This is a genomic window from Plesiomonas shigelloides, from assembly GCF_900087055.1.
GTDB lineage: Bacteria > Pseudomonadota > Gammaproteobacteria > Enterobacterales > CAMTGL01 > Plesiomonas > Plesiomonas shigelloides.
On sequence record NZ_LT575468.1, the window covers coordinates 1,008,474 to 1,028,225 of the forward strand.

Sequence of the window (19,752 nt, forward strand, 5' to 3'; positions counted from 1 at the left end):
GTAAGGCTGGTTTTTTTATGCCGCCGCCACTGTTATGCTGCCGTTTTTCCCTGACGGGTTGAGTCAAGCTATGCAAATTTGGGTGGATGCCGATGCGTGTCCAAAAGTGATCAAAGAGATTTTGTTTCGTGCCGCTGAGCGCGTAGGTGTTGCGGTGACCTTAGTGGCCAACCAGCCGTTGGCGGTGCCGCCGTCACGTTATATTCAAAGTATTCAGGTGGCGGCCGGATTTGATGTGGCGGATAACGAAATCGTGCGCCGTGCACAGGCGGGAGATTTGGTGATCACCGCCGATATTCCGTTAGCCTCGGAAGTGCTGGAAAAAAAAGCGATTGCCTTGAATCCGCGCGGCGAACTGTATACCAGTGAAAATATCCGTCAGCGTTTGAACATGCGTGATTTTATGGATACCCTGCGCGCCAGTGGGATCCAAACCGGCGGGCCGGCGGCCTTTAGTCAACGTGATCGCCAAGCGTTTGCCGGTGAGCTCGATCGTTGGTTAGTCAGCTATCAGCGCAGTTGTCGTTAATACTTTAAGCCGTTAAATCTTTAAGCGTCGCGATACCCATAGAGATGCCAAAAGAATGACCGCGCGGTTAACGCGGTCAGCGTCTGTGTTGGCGAGCTTGGCGATATTGATATCCGCTACGGCGTTTCCAGCTTGCGGCTTTGGCGCTGGAAGGCGCCCGCATCGGTAATCACATGCTCAACACGCAGTCGCTCTTGGTTTAAGTGCGCCTCACCGTGGCTGCTCAAGATTAAACGGTCGGCCGTGCGCGGTTTGAGCTGGGTGACGATAAAGCGGATCACCTCGGCACGGGTGAGAGACGCCACCGCATGGGCAATGCGGCGGCGTTGATCGAACGTCCAGTCTTTGTTGCCGATACTGACCCAATAACGCTGAGCGCGGGTGCGCAAGTTAGTATCTGGCTCGTTAATTTGTGCCAGCAGCCCTTGTTTACTGGCTTGCCATTGCTGCTCGGTCAGCTCCAGCAATACCAGTGGGAAGGCATTGATAAAATCATCAATCGATTCCAGCAAGTGCGTCGGGCCAGCGACCGGTGATTGTACATAAAAAATTAGCCCCGGAAAGCGGTTGAGCGGCAGATTACCTGAGCCGAGCATGTACCCCAATTGCTGGCGAGTGCGCAGTTCATGGAAGAATGTGGCAGACATCAGGTGATTGGTGAAGATAGACAGCGCAATATCTCGCGGCGCGTAGTGCGCAGACTGGTAATACACCAGCAGCGCCGAGTCATGGTGCGCGCAATCGTATTGACGCAGCAGGCTACCGCGACCTTGAATACTGACCAATTGACGCCGAGTTTCATGGCCCGGATTGCTGTCGGTCAGCAAATGGGTGGTCAGCATCTCGCCCAGTAACCGCGCTTGCGATTCCGGCCAGTCGCCAAACATCAGCATTTCGATGTGCACATGCGAGAACATCTGCTCAACAAAAGGCGGTAACTCCGCCAGCGTCACTTTTTCCAGTTCGGGTAACAGCTTGTTGTACGGAGGATTGTTCGGTTGCAGTAAGCCTGTAAGCTGATTGAACAGCTGGGAAATCGGCTTTTCTTCCGTCACATTCCGCCAGTTACGCAGCAGTTGCTGGCGGATGGTATCGAAACGCTCTTGCCGGAACTCGCGGTGGCGAAAGCGATGCAAAATGGTTTGCAGCAGCAGTGGCTGTTTGGCGCTAAAGCCGGATAACTGCAATGTCACGCCGCCTTGGTGGGCGTAAATGTTATAGCCAATTCCCGCCAATTCTGCCGGATAGGTCGCTTCAGTCAGCGAATCAATCAGCATCTCAACACACAAACGGGTCAGCGCTACATGTCGCGGTGAGCTGACGGCGTTTAGGCTGTCGATCGCAATATAGATATGCCCTTTCGGCAGTCGAAATTCTGGCTCTTGATAGTGCCACAAGCGAAAACCGGGCTGGTCTTGCAGCAAAGTTGGGTAGGGCTTGTCATCGTGCAACGGGTGCGGTTGCAGATTATCCACCAAATACGGGTTTTCTGGCGGTAAATACAGCGCCGGATTGCTCTGCGGTTGTAGCCACTGAGCCAGCCATTCGGCAGGCAGTGGGCGCACACTGTACGGCGTGAAATACCACTGCGCTTGGCGATCGGTAGGCAGATCGGGGGCGATCAATGTCAGGCGGCAACGATCGGGTTGCATCTGACTGAGGAAGTGTTGGATCTGCGCTTCATCGAAAGTCTGCATCAGGTAATCGCCACACAGCAGATCTTCTGGCGGATACAAAAACAGATTCATCACCAGATGGCTGACCAAATCCAGCGGTTTACTCGGCTCTTGGAAGTGGAATGCCGTATCCAGCACGCTGCGCTTTTCCGCGTAGCGCCAAGCCTGCAGACCTTGTTGGCGGATCAGATCCAGATAGGCAAAAATCTGGCTGACGATCTCTGGCACATGCGCCATTCCTTCTGGAGTGAGGAGCAGGCTAACGCTGAAATCTTTAAAATTGCTGCCGCTGATCCCGCCTCCGGCGGATAAGGTGTTCGCCCAACCTTGGCGTTTGAGCCATGACAGCAGGCTGCCTTGGCCTTCATAACCGAGCAGGTGAGCGATAAAAGAGAGCGGTTTTTGCCGATAAAACTGATCGCAATTGGGTAAACCAAAGGTCAGGGTTAATTTGCGGGTCTCTTTTTTCGGCTTGGCGTGGATCAAAATGCCTAAATCTTGCTCGCGATACAGCGGTGGCAAGGTCTCTGGTGCCGATGCGGGTTGACACGGAATGGCGCTAAAGCAGTGCTCGGCCAGTTGCTCTAGGCTGTCCAGATCGTGGGCGCTTAAAATGGTTAAGCACATGCGATCGGCGGAGTAATAGCGCTGATAAAAGCGCAATAGATCATCGCGCACCGACGCGTGCTCGCGGTCGGCCAGCGTATCGAGAGAGCCGACTGAAAATTTGGCAAATGGGTGCGCGGGATTGACGGTTTCCTTATGCACTTGATACAAGCGCCGCGTGTCATCATTGAGTTTGAGTTTGTACTCGGCATCAATGGCTTGACGCTCTTTATCCACCAATTCTGGATTGAATAAAGGTTCGGTAAAGAAACCGCCAAAACGTTGCAGCCCTTCCGGCAGATAATCGGGCACTATCTCGAAAAAGTAGTTGGTATGCTCGGTGCCGGTCCACGCATTATTGCTGCCGCCGTGGCGGTTGATAAATTGCTGGAATTCCCCCGGATGCGGGTAGCTTTGAGTGCCGAGAAACAGCATATGTTCAAGAAAATGCGCCATTCCCTGACGGTCGACCGGATCATCAAAGTGACCGGCGCGCACCGACAGCGCCGCTGCCGCCCGCGCAGTGGACGGGTCATGGATCAGCAACACACGCAGTTGATTGGCTAATACCAGATGACGGTACTGTTTATGATCGTTCGGGCTTTGATACACGGCGGTGCCTCGTTGTTATCAGATGTATGGACGGCGCTCGTGACAGAGAATGGTCTTTCTGACTCCCATTATGGAGCGGGAATCAGTGCGGTGCAATTTTCTTTAGTCATACCTATATCCGCTCGCCGCAGGCCGCACTTTCACCGGTGAAACGTTTAGTTATTGAACGGATTAAGGCACAATGAGCGGGCAATGACAGGATCCGGTTGTGTTAAATAAGTAAAACAGACCGGATAATGCGATAAAAAACATAACATTACGGTTATTTATGTACATATTTATTATGCGCCACGGTGAGGCGGAATCCCATGCGGCCAGTGATGCTCAGCGTGCGCTGACCCCGCGTGGTCGTCAGGAATCCCGTCTGATGGCGGAATGGCTGAGCGGACAAACCGAAGGTGGCGTGGCAAAGGCATTGGTGAGTCCGTATCTGCGGGCGCAGCAAACCTGGGATACCGTGCGTGCGGTGTTGCCGGTGGCTCAGCCAGAAGAGGTGTGGGATTCATTGATCCCGGAAGGCAATCCACAGCCGGCGGCGGATTATCTGACCGCGCTGGCCGCTGATGGGGTGCCGAGCGTGCTGATTGTGTCCCACCTGCCGCTGGTGGGGTATTTGGTGGCTGATTTGTGCCCAGGCACCGTGCCGCCAATGTTTGCAACCTCCGGTGTGGCCTGCATTGAGCTGGATGCCGACATCGGTCATGGCAAGTTGCTGCAAATTATCCAACCGGCAAACTTGCTGTAACGCGCACACCATAGCGTCGGGCTTACTTCATGTAAGCCCGTTATTCCTGCGTCTTCTTTGGTTTTTCTCGCATGCCAGCGCCAGTTATTCCACCACATCTAACAGAACCAGCAGCGCGGCATCTCCACCCCATTCTTTCGGCGCTTGATAAAAAGCGCGCACTTGTGGATGTTGCGCCAGCCACAGCGGCGTTTGCCGTTTCAGCACATGACGACCATAGCCGTGCATCACGCAGGCGCAGGCTACGTGCTCGCGGCGACAGGCGGCCAGCAGCGCGCCGAGCTCTTGCTTGGCTTGCTCTTGCGTTAATCCGTGCAAATCCAAAAACAGCTCCGGCGTAAAATCGCCACGGCGTAACTGTTTGAGCTCATAATGGCTGACATCCTCGCGCACATAGCGCATTGGGCCTTCTTCGCTCAGACGGGGCTGAAACTCGTCAGAAAAATAGAAGCTGGCATCACGCTGTTCCTGCTGTTCGCGCACCTCTACCCGCTCAGGGCGCTGGATGCGTGGCCGGATTATGGTATCCTGCTTTATCTTTTTCGCCCCCTGAATCGCGTCGCGAAACAGGGTGGTATCGTCTTCGGACAGTGTGTGTTTTTTCTTCATGTGATTGTCTGTGTCTGAACTCATTACGCTAATTATATGGAAATCAGCGGCAGATTATCGCGTTTCGGAGGGTAAATTGGATAAGATTTTTGTCGACGAGGCGGTCAACGAGCTGCATACCATTCAGGATATGCTGCGTTGGACAGTCAGCCGTTTTAATGCTGCCGGATTGTATTACGGTCATGGCACCGATAATCCGTGGGATGAAGCGGTAGCACTGGTGCTGCCGACCCTCTTTTTGCCACTGGATTTCCCCGCAGATATGCGTAACTGCCGTTTGACGCCGAGCGAGCGTCATCGCATCGTCGAGCGCGTGCTGCGCCGCATTAACGATCGCGTGCCGGTGGCATACCTGACCAACAGTGCCTGGTTCTGCGGCATGGAATTTTATGTGGATGAGCGCGTACTGGTCCCACGCTCTCCGATTGGCGAGCTGATCCAAAACCATTTTGATGGCCTGCTGCCACGCGAACCGCTGCGTATTTTGGACATGTGCACCGGTAGCGGCTGTATCGCCATTGCGTGTGCCGCCGAGTTCCCTGATGCAGAAGTGGATGCGGTCGACATCTCTACCGATGCCCTGACAGTGGCCGAGCAAAACATCTATGCGCATGCGCTGGAGCAGCGCGTGATCCCGATCCGCTCTGATGTGTTCCGCGATCTGCCGCAGGACAAGTATGACCTGATCGTGACTAACCCGCCGTATGTTGACGCAGAAGATATCGCCGACATGCCGGATGAATATCACCACGAGCCAGCCATCGGCTTGGCTTCGGGTATGGATGGTCTGAAGCTGACCAAGCGCATTTTGGCTGGTGCGCCAGATTATCTGGCTGAAGATGGCGTGCTGATTTGCGAAGTGGGCAACAGCATGGTGCATCTGGAAGCGCAATATCCAGAGATCCCATTCACATGGCTGGAGTTCGAGCACGGTGGTCTGGGCGTATTCATGCTGACACGTCAGCAGATTGTGGATCATTACCACCACTTTGCGCCGTTTCGTGACTGATTGTTCACGCGATAGCCGCAGCTGATGCGGCAGAAAATGTGCAATTTCCCCTCGGGCAGCCTTGAGCTGCCCGAATTATTTGCGCATTATCAAGGATACTTTTCTTTCCGTCAGCCGAGCAGGCTGCCGGAGCACCGATGAACCAGATAAACACGGATTAACAGATGGCAGGGAACAGTATCGGACAACTTTTCCGCGTGACCACCTTTGGTGAATCGCATGGGCCGGCACTCGGTTGTATTGTGGACGGCGTACCGCCGGGCATGCAGCTCGACGAGGCGGATTTACAGCATGATCTGGACCGTCGTCGTCCCGGTACGTCGCGCTATACCACCCAGCGTCGCGAGCCGGATCAGGTGCGGATTTTATCCGGCGTGTTTGAAGGGCAAACCACTGGCACCAGCATTGGGCTGCTGATTGAAAACACCGATCAGCGTTCGCAAGATTATTCGGCGATTAAAGAGCAGTTCCGCCCTGGGCATGCCGATTACACCTACCATCACAAATATGGCCTGCGCGATTACCGTGGCGGTGGTCGCTCTTCGGCTCGCGAAACCGCTATGCGCGTAGCGGCGGGCGCGATTGCTAAAAAATACCTGTATGAGCAATTTGGCATTACCGTGCGTGGTTATCTGGCGCAAATGGGCGATGTCAAAGCCGAGAAAATTGATTGGCAAGCCATCGAAGAAAATCCGTTTTTCTGCCCTGATCCAGACAAAATTGAGGCGCTGGATGCACTGATCCGCGATCTGAAAAAAGACGGCGATTCGATTGGTGCCAAAGTCACGGTCGTGGCTGAACATGTACCGGTGGGATTAGGTGAGCCGGTGTTTGATCGCTTAGATGCCGATCTGGCGCATGCGCTGATGAGCATCAATGCGGTGAAAGGGGTGGAGATTGGTGATGGCTTTGCGGTGGTGAATCAGCGCGGTAGCGAGCACCGTGATGAAATCACGCCGGAAGGTTTTCTGAGCAATCACGCTGGCGGCATTCTGGGCGGGATCAGCTCCGGTCAGCCGCTGGTGGCGCATCTGGCTTTGAAACCGACCTCCAGTATCACCATTCCGGGGCGTTCGGTGAATACCCGTGGCGAGCCTGTTGAAGTGGTGACTAAAGGTCGCCATGACCCGTGCGTCGGCATTCGGGCTGTGCCAATTGCCGAGGCGATGATGGCGATTGTGCTGCTCGATCACCTGTTGCGCCATCGCGCACAGTGTGGTGGTGCGCGTACGCCCGCCCCAAGCTGGGATGGCTTACTGGCATGAGTGCGTTATCCCGCTTGGCTGATTATTTAACCCACAGTTATTCAACGGGCAGCGCAGTGCTGGTGGCGCTTTGCATGGCCAGCAGCGTACAGGCATCGCCGTGGAGTGAATTCAGCGCGCCGGTGGCCGGTACCCCACAAGCGGTGGGCGGCTACAGTAATGGCTGCGTGATTGGCGCGCAGCCATTGCCGTTGCAGGGGAAAGGCTATGAGCTGATCCGCAGCCAGCGGATGCGCTATTTTGGCCATCCGGAGCTGATTGCCTTTGTACAGCGTCTGGCTAAGCACAGCCGTCAGGCTGGACTACCGAATTTCTGGGTGGGCGACATGGCGATGCCTGCGGGCGGGCGTTTTAGCTCTGGGCATGCCAGCCATCAAAACGGGCTGGATGTGGATATCTGGCTGCGTTTTAGCCGTAGCAAACTTAGCGAGCAAGAAAAGCAGTCGCCGCAAGCGGTCAGTCTGGTCGACTTTCCGCGGATGCAGGTAAAAAGTGATTTGTGGCAGCCGGAATATACCGAACTGATTAAGCTGGCGGCCAGCGATCCGAAAGTGGCGCGGATTTTTGTCAATCCCGCCATCAAGCAGCAGCTGTGCGTAAGTACTGCCGGGCATGAGCGCAGCTGGCTGCGCAAAGTCCGGCCATGGGGTGGGCATGATTATCACATGCATGTGCGTTTAGCGTGTCCGCCTGGCTCGCAAGATTGCCAAGCACAAACTCCGCCGCCGGTCGGTGATGGCTGTGGCGATGAGTTAGCGTCTTGGTTGCGGCCGCCGGTAGTCACGGCGCAAACCGGTAAACCGAAGCTTAGCAAGCCAAAACTGCCGAGCTTACCGCCACCGTTACCCGCAGTTTGTCAGAGTGTCTTACTCAGTCACCAGCCGCTGAAAAATAACGCCAACGATGCGGGTATTGCGGGTAAGAGCGTAATGGGTACAGGAAATAGCGTAACGGTACGTAATACGCAGTAATCGCGCTGTTGATACTCAAGCCGTCGGCCTGCTGTGTGCGAAGAAAACCCAAGCATGAAGCCCTCCGCATGACGTGAAGAGGCGAAGGGGAAAAAGGGAAAATAGGAACAGAAAAAGCCCCGCACTCTTATCGAGAACGGGGCTTTTTTATGGCAGAGACGTGTTGCTTAGGTGCTCAGAGCTTATACGTAGAACACCAGTGAGTACACGGTAGAAACCAGCAGCGCGCCCAGCATTGGGATAGCGGTACGCTTAACCAGATCAAACGGTGACACACCCGCGGCACCGGCAACCGCTACGATCACCCCAGTGATTGGGGAGATGGTACGGCCCAGACCTGCAGCCAGCTGCATTGGCAGCAGCATAGAGGCGGAAGAGATCCCCACTTTGGCCGCGATATCCGGTACCATTGCCGCGAAGGAGAAGAATGGCGCGTTACCGGAGCCCATCAGGAAGGCCGCCACAGTAATGATGATCACCATCAACACCACCAGATACACTGGAGAGATGTTGGACGCGATAGCGCCGTGGATCACCATATCCAGAATGCCGATAGCTTTCAGACCGTGCGCCAGTGTTTGACCTGCGATGATCAGGCTGACTACGCGAGCAAAGGCTTTACCCATCGCATCGAAGAACACCAGAATATCTTTAAAGACTTTCTTTCCACCAAAGCGGATGCTTTCGACCGCCATCGCAACAGCGAAGCTGATCAGCATCGCGGTAACCACGTCGATTTTAACGGTGGTGATCACCATCTTGCTGAAGGTAAAGATCAGTACCAGAGGGATCATTGGGAACAGGGCATACCACAGCGGTGGAGTCACCAGCTCTTTGGTATCTTCCTCAGTAGCTTCATACGCGACTGGATTTTTGGCTTCACGCAGGTCGAACCAACGCTGTACTACCATGTGCAGCACGGCAATGGTGATCATCGAAGCGATAGCCACTGGACCTTGGTAAGACAGGAAGTATTCGGTGACTGGCATGTCGGCAATCTTGGCCGCCAGGTTTACGTTACCAGACGCTGGACCCAGATCCAGACACGCGGTGGTGGCGATAATCGCCGCCGCTGACATTCGGCTCACACCCAGGCTGGTCATGATTGGGTACATGGTCACCATCAGCAACAGACCCAGACCCGCAGCGCTTGGAATGAAGATATTCAGCAGCTGACCGAGGATATAGCCCATCGCCATAACCAGATACGGGTTACGGATCACAGACAGTGGGCGAGTTGAAATGGCCACCAAGGCGCGCGATGCACCGATGTGATCCATATACTTAGCGAAACCGCCAACCGCCATGATGATCAGGCCCAGATCGGCAACGGTGCTGCCCATCATGCCTTTGATGTAGGTGAAAATATCCAGCCACACAGAACCACTGGATTTAGCTTCTGGCAATGGGGTACCAACACCCAACAAAATTGCCGAAGCGAGTAAAACGATACCTGCGATAAATAAAACCATTTGCGGGTTGTATTTTTTTACGATCAGGTAACCGGTCACTAAAATAACGACTAAACTAATTAGTGCTACCATTGAGACGATGTCCTTGTAACGATAATGATATATTATCGACTATTGATGACCATTTTGTTTTGATAAACAGAGCGATCATTAATAGTCATATATATAACAAGTTATAGAGGGCACTTAATATAAGATGAACAGCACGGCAACGAGACATGGCTTAGCGATGAATCTAAGCGATGAATCACTTCAATAATTAATATTTCTTGTGCTTGTTTGTATTCAAATGCTTGTTTGCTGCGCTTTTGCGCTGCGCGACTTTCTCATAAAGCACTAAATAGCGTCAATCCGCAAACCTAGAGTAACGTGACATTGATCCAATCAACATGGATTAAAAAAGGCACTGCTCACAAAATAGTATTTTTACGCTATGCAAAGAAGTGCATTTATGTCGCCGTATTTAATTTGTGTGATATTAGTTTTGATTGATTCATTTATTAAGCTTAAAAATAATATCTATTCACTGCGTGAGTTAAATAGTGTGTGAAGCCTCCATTTATATATTAAGACATAATGTCTTTATGTGAATGTGTCATTATTTTTATGCGAATAATAATAACAAAATAATTATAATTTTATATCTTACAGTAATGCACTAAATTCCGGGTCTTGTGCCAGACGCGCTAATCCTTGCCAGACTTTTTCCCCTGCCGGATGTAAACGGCTTTCAAAACGGTACGCATACAGCCACAGCGGTACCGAACAGTGAGTTGGGTGTAATACCTGCAACTGCCCCTGACGCTGCTCTTGGTGCAGCGCATATTGCGGCAACCACGCCACGCCAGCACCTTGCAAGACCAACTGTTTAATCAAATCTGACATCGAGGAAGAAAAGACTGGTTGCAGCTCAACATGCCGCTGTACCGGCGCAATCGCGCGCGCCATATAGCTGCTCGGTGAATAAGCCAACCAAGGCATTGGTTTCGACATGGGCGATGCGGGCAGCTCGGTCTTGCCATCATTCTCAGGCGCGGTGTTGATGGCCGAGCTCCACGGCGCAGGCTGGCGACAAACCAAATGAAGGTGGCTGCGACCTAAACACAGAGATTGATATGGCGCACTGGACAGATGATCGGCGGCAAAGGCCAGCAGGATATCGCACGCCCCTTCGCGCAAGGTTTCCACTGCATCATCCGCATCCACCGCTTCCACATTGAGCGTTACATTCGGGTGTTCGGCTGCCAGTTTGGGCTGAATATACGGCAGCAGGTGTGTCGCCAGCGAATGCGCCGCCGCGATGCGCACCGTTTGGCCACCCAGCAATGACAAACCGGCTAAACGCCCGATCTCTTCTTCCATCTGATTGAGCAGTGAGCGGGCGGTGGCGTGAAATTGCTTGCCACTGGCGGTCAGCGTCAGCGGGTGGGTATCGCGGTTCACCAGTTCGGTATTCAGTGCGTGCTCCAAGGCACGAATGCGGCGACTGAACGCCGGTTGCGTCACGTTACGCAGTGCTGCTGCGGCGGAAAAATTACGCTTTTCGGCTAACACCAGAAAATCATGTAACCACTTGGTTTCAATGTTGGGCAGATGTTCGGCAGACATAGCGCGGGCTCCTGGGTCGGTATTGTCGGGTTCTGTTGCGTGCAGGCCTAATGAGTGCAGCGCATCCTGTGCAGCATTGCGTTCAGGATGTATCGCGCATCTCGCGACATGTCATTATCGCGCATCGCGTTATGCTTTTCTTGCATAGCGGCAACAGAATCAGCATTTCATCCTCACTGACGAAACGACTAAGGTGAAAGCCAAGAGCCAGTACGGTTATGTCACACAAGATAGATATAACACACTGATTAAAATGGAATTCGATAAGTTACAGGGGGTTGTTATGCAACAGCAGCGTGCACGCCGGTTAGGAATTTTAGGTGGCATGGGGCCATTAGCGACCGTCGACTTTATGCGCAAAATTATTCAAAGCACGCCGGCGGGACAGGATCAAGCGCATATCCCAATGGTGGTGGCGAATGTGCCGCAGATCCCCGATCGCACCCAAGCGATCCTCGATGCCGCGGAAGATCCGTTTCCAGCGCTGTTGCAACTGCTGCGACAGTTGGAGCAGGCCGGCGCCACATTATTCGTGATCCCGTGTAACACCGCGCATTTTTGGTTTAAGCGATTAACGTACTACTCACGCATCGAGGCGATCAGCATTATTGATTGCGTGGTGGGCGCTATTCGCCGCCGCGGTTTACGTCGTGTCGGGTTGCTGGCCACCACCGCTACGGTGCGCGGCGGATTGTACCAACAGGAATTGCGTCCACTCGGCATTGAGTGCGTGCTACCCGATGCGTTAATGCAGCAAAAAGTGATGCGCGGGATTGCTGCCGTGAAAGCCGGTGATGTGGCGCTCGGTCAGCGTTGCTTGTTTGAGGCTTATCAAGCGCTGCGCGAGCAGGGGGCGGAGTCCGTTATCTTGGGCTGCACCGAGATCCCCTTGGCGTTGGAAGCGCATGCCAACGCTCACCCTGAAACAGTGATTGATTCGTTAGCGGAATTAGCGCAAGCCTGCGTGCAGTGGTATCAAGCGCCGCAATTGAGCGAACTAGCGCCGGCACAAGCGTGCGTGGCCTGATGACGTCAGGCTTGCACGTGTTGATGGCTGCAAATACCAATCAATAGCTAACTCAATAATAGCTAAAACAAGAAATGTAAGGATACGACTTTTGATGAACGCTCTGACCCTGATTAAAAATGCCACCTTGTATGCACCTGAATTCCTTGGCCAGCAGGACATTTTACTGGCTGGCGGCAAAGTGGTGCAGATTGCTGCGCACATTGAAACTGGCAGTGTGCCTTGCACCGTGATTGATGCGCAGGGAAAAATCGCTACGCCAGGATTGATTGACCAGCACATTCACCTAATTGGCGGCGGTGGGGAAGGCGGCTTCGCCACTCGCACTCCGGCGGTCACCTTTGGCAAATTGGTACAAGCGGGTCTGACTACCGTGGTCGGGGTGATGGGCACCGATGGCTCAACGCGATCACCGCGCGATCTGTACGCCAAAGCAATGGGGCTGCGCGCAGAAGGTTTGTCGGTTTACATGCACACCGGCTCCTATCAACTGCCGACCGTCACGGTAACCGGCTCGGTGCGCGACGATCTGGTTTTGTTAGCGCCGGTGTTGGGCGTTAAATTAGCGGTTGCTGATCACCGCGGCTCTTTCCCTACCGCGCAAGAGATGCTGCGGTTGGTTTCCGATGTGCGTATGGGTGGCATGTTGGCCGGTAAGCGCGGAGTTTTGCATATGCACATGGGCGGATTGGATGCACCATTTGCCGAAATTAACGCGGCACTGGCCGCCGGCATCCCCGCGCATCACTTCTCGCCAACGCACGTTGCACGTACCCGCGAGTTGATGGATGACGCCATTGCGTTTTGCGCGCAAGGTGGCTACATCGATATCACCAGTGCCGGTTCGTGTGCGTTTGCTTCTCTTGCCGATGCGGTGCTCTATGCGCTGGAAGCGGGCGCTGCGCCAGAGCGCCTCACCGTCAGCTCTGATGGTAATGGCAGTTTGCCGGTCTTTAATGCGCAAGGCGAGATGGAGCGTATAACCGCCGCCGATGTGTCCGGTAACCTCGATTTGCTGGTCGAGCTGGTGCGTCGCGATGTGCCGATCACTACTGCACTGCGCCTGATGACCAGTAATGTGGCCGATTCACTGGGGCTGCGCAAAGGTCGCCTTGCTACAGGGGAAGATGCTGATGTTTGCCTGTTTAACCCTGATTTTTCTCTGGATACCCTGATTGCCGGTGGACAGGTTTTACTGCAGCACGGTGAGATGCAAGTTACCGCTAATTTTGAATAAATCCTTCGTAACTGCCTGTTTATGCGGCGTCATCGTTTGCGGTGACGCCGTTGTTGCATTGCTGCTCAGCACATAACCCGTTACCATACAGCACTCTCATCCTCTGTCGCAGATTAAGGAAAATACCGTGGAATTGGCTCTGTCGTGGGAAATGCTGCTGCTGTTGCTAGCGGCGGCATCGTTGGCCGGATTTATTGATGCCATTGCCGGCGGCGGAGGATTGCTAACCGTACCGGCATTGTTGGCGGCCGGATTACCGCCCGCGATGGCCTTGGGGACTAACAAGCTGCAAGGCACCGCCGGTTCGTTTTCTGCGACTTGGTATTTTGTCCGGCGTGGCGCGGTGAATCTGTCGGATATCACCTTTATGATCATTTGTACCTTTATTGGCTCGGTCGTGGGCACGATTTTGGTGCAGATGATAGATGCCTCGGTATTGCGCCAAGTGCTGCCATTTTTGATTTTGGCCGTTGGCGGCTATTTCCTGTTTTCACCGCGCGTCGGCGAAACTGACCGCCACAGCCGCATCTCTGCGCGCCTGTTTGCGCTCACCGCCGGTGCGGGGATTGGTTTTTATGATGGCTTTTTTGGGCCGGGCACCGGGTCATTTTTTGCCATCGCGTTTGTCACGTTGCTGGGTTTTAATCTGGCTAAAGCCACCGCGCACACTAAGGTGCTGAACTTCACCTCAAACGTAGCCTCACTGCTGTTCTTTGCTCTGGGGGGCAAAGTGGTGTGGAGTGTCGGTTTGCTGATGATGGTTGGCCAATTTATCGGAGCGCGTCTCGGAGCGCGCATGGTGTTGACCAAAGGCCAGTCCTTTATCCGGCCGATGATTGTGACGGTTTCCCTGCTGATGACCTGTAAAATGGTGTACGACAGTCACGGCACGGAGATTTATCAGTGGTTGTCGGCGCTGGTCGCATGATGCGGCTTGCATGAGTTTGACGGGCGAAAAGAGATAGCGCTGCAAGCGAAGCCGTACAAACGAAGCGTTATAAACAAAGAGTGCCCTCATCAAGCTGCCTAAAAAAATGGCCGGAAGCAGTGTTGCTCCGGCCATTTTTTGTGTGTGTTGTTTATAGCTGTGTTGCGGTGTGTTGTTGAAGGCGCGATGGGCGGACGATTACGACTCTTCGCTTTGGGTGTAGTTAAACACCGGTAAGCCTAATTCAAAGTGCATCGCCAGCAAACGGGCCACAAAGCCGCTGCAAAGGGTAATCATGGTCACCGCATTGTGATCTAATCCGGTATGTTGCAAGCCGACATACAGCAAACCGGCGGCAAATGAGATCCCCGCATACAACTCTTTTTGGAATACCAGCGGGATCTGATTGCACAGCAGATCACGCAATACCCCGCCAAATGCGCCGGTGATCACTGCGGCAATCACCGCAACTACTGGGCCGTGGTGCATATCCAGCGCCACTTGCGCACCGATGATGGAAAAAACGATCAAACCCAGCGCATCGAGCACCAAGAACACTTTGCGCAGGTGCTTCATGACCGGTGAGATCCACGTCGTGATCACCGCAGCACAGGCCACAATCACAATGTAGTGCGGGTGTTTGACCCAGCCGAGCGGGTAATGGCCGAGCAACATATCACGGATCGAGCCGCCCCCGATGGCAGTCACACTGGCGATGATAATCACACCGAACAGATCCATTTTACGACGACCAGCGGCCAGCGCACCGGTCATGGCTTCAGCGGTGATCCCGATAAGATATAAGATAGTCAGTAACATGGGGAAAGTGGCTCAGTCCATCAGTGAAAACGCGAGTGAGACAACACAGGCCAGCACACAGTATGACGCTTCTTTATTACGCGGCTAACGTTGGCTGCTGGTTGGCGAATGCGCGCTATTTTACTGCTGATTTTTCTTTTGTCGCATTACAAATACTAATCATTTATTGATTGTGTTTTAAATGTGACATTGTGATATCACATAGTAAATGAAGTTGCATACAGCAAAAAATAAGTGCTAATAGCCGATTTATAGAGTTCGTTGCGCGTGATTAGGATAGGTGCTGGGTGTAAATTTTAAAAAATGGTCATTTATAAAAATAATCTATTCTCCTTATCGCGCCCATCTGTTGCTCTGGCTGTGGTAGATGTTATCTATGCATTAGTTTATTTCATTTATTTATGCGCGGCGCGTTCAGAAAAATGAGAGTTTGATCACGCTGCGCAAAGGGCTGCAGCAGGTGGAGTGTGTACGGCGCCAAGATGATGCGCGGCGGTTTCTCTTGAGAAAGAGATAAAAATGCCCTGTGCTGAGTCGTATAGTCGAGCCGTAGATTGCCCTAGCGGCGCATCAGTAATAGCTCGGCGCTCTCTGGAGAGCATACGCAGTTGCTGTTATAGTCTGCGGCAGAATTTTTCGGTAACACTCTGGCAACGAGAATAAATCTGATGATGACGCAATTTGAACAGCGGGTACTGGCCCTGATTGATGAGATGGTTGAGCACGGTACCGATGATGAACTGTTTGCCGGTGGCTATCTGCGTGGACACCTGACGCTAGCGGTTGCCGATGCAGAAGCCGATGGCGTGAGCTCCCTGAGCGAATTGGCGCAGCGCGTGAATGCCAGTTTGGATACGGCGATTGCCAAGGGCGAGTTATCGCCACCGGATCAGGTGTTGGTACGTAATCTGTGGCAGCAGCTGTATCAGCAAGCGGCGGCTTAATCGCACTTCTATCGTCGATATAAACGACGATACCAAATTCTAGACATACAAACGCTAGACATACAAAAGGCGCTACACCCACTTCGAAATGAAGTGCGTGAGAGCGCCTTTTTTGTTGAGGCTAGCGGTATTGGTGAATTAAGTCGCTATTGCTTGCTTCGTCGCCTAGCACACGCGTTTTTATTAGCAGCTAACCACGTGGCTCATTTTGTACCGGCTTGCCTTTGAGCTGTTTACGCACCCAATAACGGTTCGGGTTGAGTACATTTAAGATGTCTCGCTCCAAAGGCAGTGGCTCACCGTTCATTTGCGCCGCTAGCACTTCGGCCAGTAAGGGCGCAGAGGTTAAGCCACGTGAGCCGAGCGCGCCGAGCACAAACAGATCGGGGTAATAAGGTGCATCCTCGACTGGCACCGCGCTGCTTAATTGTGTGGCTAGCTCGGCGTATTGCGCCAGCGTAGCGGCATAATCTGGCAGTGCACCCATCAGTGGCAAGTGATCGCGCGTGGCACAGCGCACGGCGGCGCGCGCATCAGGGATTTCTGGTTGCGGCTCTTGGCTTACGCGTACCTGCTGCGCCCATGCCACAGCAGGCAGACTGCGCTGTAATTTAGCCAGATTTTCTTGCTGGTCACTGTCGCGCAGATCTGTGCTGGTATCCCCGCGGCCATAGGTCGCACCTAAGCAGTGCTGATCGCCGCGGATATTTACCGGCGTCAGATACCCTTCGGCGCACAATACGGTGTTGAGCTGGCTTAAATTAGTGTCGGTGGGGATATGGGAAACCTGCCCACGTACTGGATACACAGGTAAGTGTTCACTTTCGCCAAACTCACTGATGCGATAGCCATTGGCTAGCACAACTACCGCATGGTTGGCCGTGATATTAGTGCGTTGTTCATGAGCATCTACTATTTCCAGCTGTAAATCCCATCCAGTGGCGGTATGTGCCAGATGACGTAGGGTGTGTTGATAGTGAATGCTTAGTCCTTGTTGCTGCAGATGTTGCAACAAGTTGGCGGTTAACTGCGCTGGACACAGCCAGCCACCCAGTGGGTATTCCACCGCCGCAAAACCCAACGGCACTCCGGCGCGCGTTTCAGCACTTTCAGGTGAGTGAATGCTGACCATCGACTCAGGCCACTCGGCGTGTTGCAAGTTAGCTTGTTTGTTGGCGGCAGCCTCATTGTGCGCCAGTTGCAACACGCCGCACCAGCGGTGATCAAAGGCAATACCTTGCGCGTCCAGTGCATCGTAGCGTTGACGCGCAAATTGGAAGGCGTGGGCAAAAAAGCGCGCGAGCGGATCTTTAGCGCCGTTTAACAGCGGATACAACGCACCTTGCCGATTACCGGACGCGCCTTGCGCCGCCTGCGCATCAGCGCAGTACAAGGTGACTTTCGCGCCGCGCTGTAACAAGGCTTGTGCCAGCAGCGCCGAGGCGATGCCACCACCAATGATTGCGACGTCTTGCAGCGAAGAAGCCGCAGGGCGTGCATACCACGGAGCAGGTTCGTTCGGTGTCAGGCTCTGTGCTGGGCGACGGCCACACAGCATTTCGCGCTTGTGGCGAAAACCTTTTAAGCGAGTGATCTCAAATCCAGCCGCTTGCAGGCCGCGGCGCACAAAACCGGCGGCGGTGAAGGTGGCAAATGTACCGCTCCCCGGTTTCGCCATGCGCACCATATGAGCAAACAGCTGCTCATTCCACATGTCTGGGTTTTTAGATGGCGCAAAACCATCGAGGAACCAAGCATCAATTTGTCCCTCATAGTCACGGCCCCAATCGCCAAAGGTCTCATTGACATCACCAAACCACACATCAAGAATGACTCGGCCTTGATCGAGAAGTAAGCGCTGACATCCACTAATCGGCAGTGGCCAGTTTTGTCGCAATTCGGCAGCCATTTCGGCAAGCTCTGGCCAGCTTTGATGCGCGAGCGCCAAGTCAGCCGCCGACAGCGGGAATTTCTCGGTGCTGATAAAATGCAGACGTTTTAGCTGGGAATCTGGGTGATTTCGCTGAAATTCACGAAAAGATTGCCACAAGGTAAGAAAATTCAGCCCCGTACCGAAGCCGGTTTCTGCTACGATAAAGCGATCTGCAGGATGGTGCAGCCAGCGCTCGGGTAACTGATTGCCGCTTAGAAAGACATAGCGGGTCTCTTCCAGTCCGTTTTGATTGGAGAAATAAACGTCATCAAACTCGGCGGACACGGGCGTTCCTTGTTCGTTAAAGCGCAGCGTGGCCTGTTGAATAGAAGATGTATTCACGGCAGGAAATACTCAAAAATGGAACTTGACGGTATTGTAACAGCACCGACCACTTGGCAAAACGCGGAAAGCTGACCACTTGCAGACAACAAAACCGTTAAACTTTGGCCAAATGCAAAGCGTTAAGGATGTTTTAGGCATGAAAAGAGCCGTAATTACAGGATTCGGAATCGTTTCCAGCATTGGTAACAACAAAACAGAAGTTCTGGAATCACTCAAAGCCGGACGCTCCGGGATCACCTTCTCTGAAACGCTGCGCGATATGAATATGCGCAGTCAGGTCTGGGGGGACATCAAACTCGATCTGACCGGGCTGATTGACCGTAAAGTTTTTCGTTTTATGAGCGATGCGTCGGCGTTTGCCTACCTGTCGATGCAAGAAGCGATTGCGGATGCGGGTCTGACTGACGAGATGGTCTCCAATGACCGTACTGGTCTGGTTGTGGGTACCGGTGGTGGTTCACCACGTAACCAAATCGCCGCTGCCGATGCAATGCGCTCGCGTGGCCTGCGCGGTGTGGGTCCGTACATGGTGCCAAAAACCATGACCTCTGGTGTGTCTGCCTGTCTGGCGACCCCGTTTAAGATCCGTGGTATCAACTACTCTATCAGCTCTGCCTGTGCGACTTCCGCGCACTGTATTGGCCACGCGTTGGAACAAATCCAGCTGGGCAAGCAAGACATCGTGTTTGCCGGTGGTGGCGAAGAGCTGGACTGGTCAATGGCGATGGAATTCGACGCCATGGGCGCACTATCTACCAAGTACAACGAAACGCCAGAAAAAGCGTCCCGTACTTATGATGCGGCCCGTGATGGTTTCGTGATCTCTGGCGGCGGCGGTATGGTCGTAGTGGAAGAGCTGGAGCACGCACTGGCGCGTGGTGCGAAGATTTATGCTGAAATCGTTGGCTATGGCGCAACCTCTGATGGTTACGACATGGTAGCGCCGTCAGGTGAAGGCGCGGTGCGCTGCATGAAGATGGCGATGCAAGGCATTGATACCCCAATCGATTATATCAACACCCACGGCACCTCTACGCCGGTCGGTGATGTGAAAGAGCTGGGTGCTATCCAAGAAATGTTTGCTGAAAACTGCCCTGCAATTTCGGCGACCAAGTCGATGACCGGTCACGCACTGGGTGCGGCAGGGGTACACGAGGCTATCTACAGCCTGCTGATGATGGAGCATGGTTTTATTGCGCCAAGCATCAACATCGAGCAGCTGGATGAACAAGCCGCGGGCCTGAATATCATTACCGAAACCACCGAGCGTGAACTGACTACCGTCATGTCCAACAGCTTTGGCTTCGGTGGCACTAACGCCACTTTGGTAATGCGTAAATTCAAGCAATAAGCAAAGTTGGTTAACAGGAGCTGAAGTGTTAGCTCCTCTTTAATTTTCCTTGACGGGTGGCCCGAT

General features: G+C 53.5%; 16 protein-coding genes. 10 read left to right on the forward strand and 6 right to left on the reverse strand.

Going from position 1 to position 19,752, the window contains the following annotated elements; translation table 11 throughout:
* Positions 1 to 70: 70 nt before the first annotated feature.
* Positions 71 to 529, forward strand: a complete 459-nt coding sequence (locus tag NCTC9997_RS04435) for a YaiI/YqxD family protein (protein WP_010862152.1) — start codon at positions 71 to 73, stop codon at positions 527 to 529.
* 116 nt (positions 530 to 645) lie between these two features.
* Here NCTC9997_RS04435 and NCTC9997_RS04440 read toward each other — a convergent pair whose 3' ends face one another.
* Positions 646 to 3,423: an insulinase family protein gene (locus NCTC9997_RS04440; RefSeq protein ID WP_064977420.1), complete on the reverse strand. Its 2,778-nt coding sequence runs from the start codon at positions 3,421 to 3,423 to the stop codon at positions 646 to 648.
* A 268-nt stretch (positions 3,424 to 3,691) separates the two neighbouring features.
* Here NCTC9997_RS04440 and sixA point away from each other — a divergent pair, with 268 nt between their 5' ends.
* Positions 3,692 to 4,168, forward strand: coding sequence for a phosphohistidine phosphatase SixA (gene sixA, locus NCTC9997_RS04445; RefSeq protein ID WP_064977421.1), 477 nt, complete (start codon positions 3,692 to 3,694; stop codon positions 4,166 to 4,168).
* Positions 4,169 to 4,252: 84 nt separating this feature from the next.
* Here sixA and smrB read toward each other — a convergent pair whose 3' ends face one another.
* The gene (gene smrB, locus NCTC9997_RS04450) at positions 4,253 to 4,777 is read right to left on the reverse strand and encodes an endonuclease SmrB (RefSeq protein ID WP_039046022.1); all 525 of its coding nucleotides are present in this window, start codon (positions 4,775 to 4,777) and stop codon (positions 4,253 to 4,255) included.
* 76 nt (positions 4,778 to 4,853) lie between these two features.
* On the opposite strand from smrB, the gene prmB reads away from it, so the two are divergent.
* The 3 genes from prmB (at position 4,854) to mepA (ending at position 8,022) form a co-directional block, all read left to right on the forward strand.
* Entirely contained in the window at positions 4,854 to 5,786 is a 933-nt protein-coding gene (gene prmB, locus NCTC9997_RS04455) for a 50S ribosomal protein L3 N(5)-glutamine methyltransferase (protein ID WP_039046023.1), read from the forward strand.
* A 164-nt stretch (positions 5,787 to 5,950) separates the two neighbouring features.
* Complete coding sequence (gene aroC, locus NCTC9997_RS04460; RefSeq protein WP_039046024.1) at positions 5,951 to 7,051, forward strand: chorismate synthase; 1,101 nt, start codon at positions 5,951 to 5,953, stop codon at positions 7,049 to 7,051.
* 74 nt (positions 7,052 to 7,125) lie between these two features.
* Positions 7,126 to 8,022 carry a penicillin-insensitive murein endopeptidase gene (gene mepA, locus NCTC9997_RS04465; RefSeq protein WP_152136000.1) on the forward strand — a complete coding sequence of 299 codons (897 nt, stop codon included), beginning with the start codon at positions 7,126 to 7,128 and terminating at the stop codon, positions 8,020 to 8,022.
* 182 nt (positions 8,023 to 8,204) lie between these two features.
* Here mepA and dcuC read toward each other — a convergent pair whose 3' ends face one another.
* Together dcuC and NCTC9997_RS04475 are read right to left on the reverse strand one after the other, a co-directional pair.
* Positions 8,205 to 9,566, reverse strand: coding sequence for a C4-dicarboxylate transporter DcuC (dcuC, locus tag NCTC9997_RS04470; RefSeq protein ID WP_010862145.1), 1,362 nt, complete (start codon positions 9,564 to 9,566; stop codon positions 8,205 to 8,207).
* Between the two features lie 573 nt (positions 9,567 to 10,139).
* On the reverse strand, positions 10,140 to 11,102 hold the full coding sequence (locus NCTC9997_RS04475) for a LysR substrate-binding domain-containing protein (RefSeq protein WP_064977423.1): 963 nt from the start codon (positions 11,100 to 11,102) through the stop codon (positions 10,140 to 10,142).
* Positions 11,103 to 11,385: 283 nt separating this feature from the next.
* Here NCTC9997_RS04475 and cuyB point away from each other — a divergent pair, with 283 nt between their 5' ends.
* The 3 genes from cuyB to NCTC9997_RS04490 all read left to right on the forward strand — a co-directional run bounded on the left by cuyB (position 11,386) and on the right by NCTC9997_RS04490 (position 14,294).
* On the forward strand, positions 11,386 to 12,129 hold the full coding sequence (gene cuyB / locus NCTC9997_RS04480) for a cysteate racemase (RefSeq protein WP_047708140.1): 744 nt from the start codon (positions 11,386 to 11,388) through the stop codon (positions 12,127 to 12,129).
* A gap of 94 nt (positions 12,130 to 12,223) precedes the next feature.
* Positions 12,224 to 13,366, forward strand: a complete 1,143-nt coding sequence (gene iadA, locus NCTC9997_RS04485) for a beta-aspartyl-peptidase (protein ID WP_064977425.1) — start codon at positions 12,224 to 12,226, stop codon at positions 13,364 to 13,366.
* Between the two features lie 151 nt (positions 13,367 to 13,517).
* A complete protein-coding gene (locus tag NCTC9997_RS04490; RefSeq protein ID WP_047708138.1) occupies positions 13,518 to 14,294 on the forward strand; it encodes a TSUP family transporter in 777 nt (258 codons plus the stop codon).
* A gap of 198 nt (positions 14,295 to 14,492) precedes the next feature.
* On the opposite strand, the gene NCTC9997_RS04495 is transcribed toward NCTC9997_RS04490, so the two are convergent.
* Complete coding sequence (locus NCTC9997_RS04495; protein ID WP_010862140.1) at positions 14,493 to 15,113, reverse strand: trimeric intracellular cation channel family protein; 621 nt, start codon at positions 15,111 to 15,113, stop codon at positions 14,493 to 14,495.
* 668 nt (positions 15,114 to 15,781) lie between these two features.
* Between NCTC9997_RS04495 and NCTC9997_RS04500 the strand changes: the two genes are divergently transcribed.
* Positions 15,782 to 16,057: a YfcL family protein gene (locus NCTC9997_RS04500; protein ID WP_047708117.1), complete on the forward strand. Its 276-nt coding sequence runs from the start codon at positions 15,782 to 15,784 to the stop codon at positions 16,055 to 16,057.
* Positions 16,058 to 16,247: 190 nt separating this feature from the next.
* Here the strand turns inward: NCTC9997_RS04500 and mnmC are convergent, their stop codons facing one another.
* Positions 16,248 to 18,332, reverse strand: a complete 2,085-nt coding sequence (gene mnmC, locus NCTC9997_RS04505) for a bifunctional tRNA (5-methylaminomethyl-2-thiouridine)(34)-methyltransferase MnmC2/FAD-dependent 5-carboxymethylaminomethyl-2-thiouridine(34) oxidoreductase MnmC1 (protein ID WP_064977426.1) — start codon at positions 18,330 to 18,332, stop codon at positions 16,248 to 16,250.
* A gap of 139 nt (positions 18,333 to 18,471) precedes the next feature.
* Between mnmC and fabB the strand changes: the two genes are divergently transcribed.
* Positions 18,472 to 19,686, forward strand: a complete 1,215-nt coding sequence (fabB, locus tag NCTC9997_RS04510; protein WP_010862137.1) for a beta-ketoacyl-ACP synthase I — start codon at positions 18,472 to 18,474, stop codon at positions 19,684 to 19,686.
* The last annotated feature ends 66 nt before the right edge of the window (positions 19,687 to 19,752 follow it).

Bases quoted from the DNA above. Each gene is read 5' to 3' on its own strand.
- dcuC (WP_010862145.1), bottom strand. From the start codon at position 9,566: ATGGTAGCACTAATTAGTTTAGTCGTTATTTTAGTGACCGGTTACCTG.
- mepA (WP_152136000.1), top strand. From the start codon at position 7,126: ATGGCCAGCAGCGTACAGGCATCGCCGTGGAGTGAATTCAGCGCGCCG.
- fabB (WP_010862137.1), top strand. From the start codon at position 18,472: ATGAAAAGAGCCGTAATTACAGGATTCGGAATCGTTTCCAGCATTGGT.
- NCTC9997_RS04495 (WP_010862140.1), bottom strand. From the start codon at position 15,113: ATGTTACTGACTATCTTATATCTTATCGGGATCACCGCTGAAGCCATG.
- smrB (WP_039046022.1), bottom strand. From the start codon at position 4,777: ATGAAGAAAAAACACACACTGTCCGAAGACGATACCACCCTGTTTCGC.
- NCTC9997_RS04435 (WP_010862152.1), top strand. From the start codon at position 71: ATGCAAATTTGGGTGGATGCCGATGCGTGTCCAAAAGTGATCAAAGAG.
- iadA (WP_064977425.1), top strand. From the start codon at position 12,224: ATGAACGCTCTGACCCTGATTAAAAATGCCACCTTGTATGCACCTGAA.
- NCTC9997_RS04500 (WP_047708117.1), top strand. From the start codon at position 15,782: ATGATGACGCAATTTGAACAGCGGGTACTGGCCCTGATTGATGAGATG.
- sixA (WP_064977421.1), top strand. From the start codon at position 3,692: ATGTACATATTTATTATGCGCCACGGTGAGGCGGAATCCCATGCGGCC.
- aroC (WP_039046024.1), top strand. From the start codon at position 5,951: ATGGCAGGGAACAGTATCGGACAACTTTTCCGCGTGACCACCTTTGGT.
- NCTC9997_RS04490 (WP_047708138.1), top strand. From the start codon at position 13,518: ATGCTGCTGCTGTTGCTAGCGGCGGCATCGTTGGCCGGATTTATTGAT.
- cuyB (WP_047708140.1), top strand. From the start codon at position 11,386: ATGCAACAGCAGCGTGCACGCCGGTTAGGAATTTTAGGTGGCATGGGG.
- NCTC9997_RS04475 (WP_064977423.1), bottom strand. From the start codon at position 11,102: ATGTCTGCCGAACATCTGCCCAACATTGAAACCAAGTGGTTACATGAT.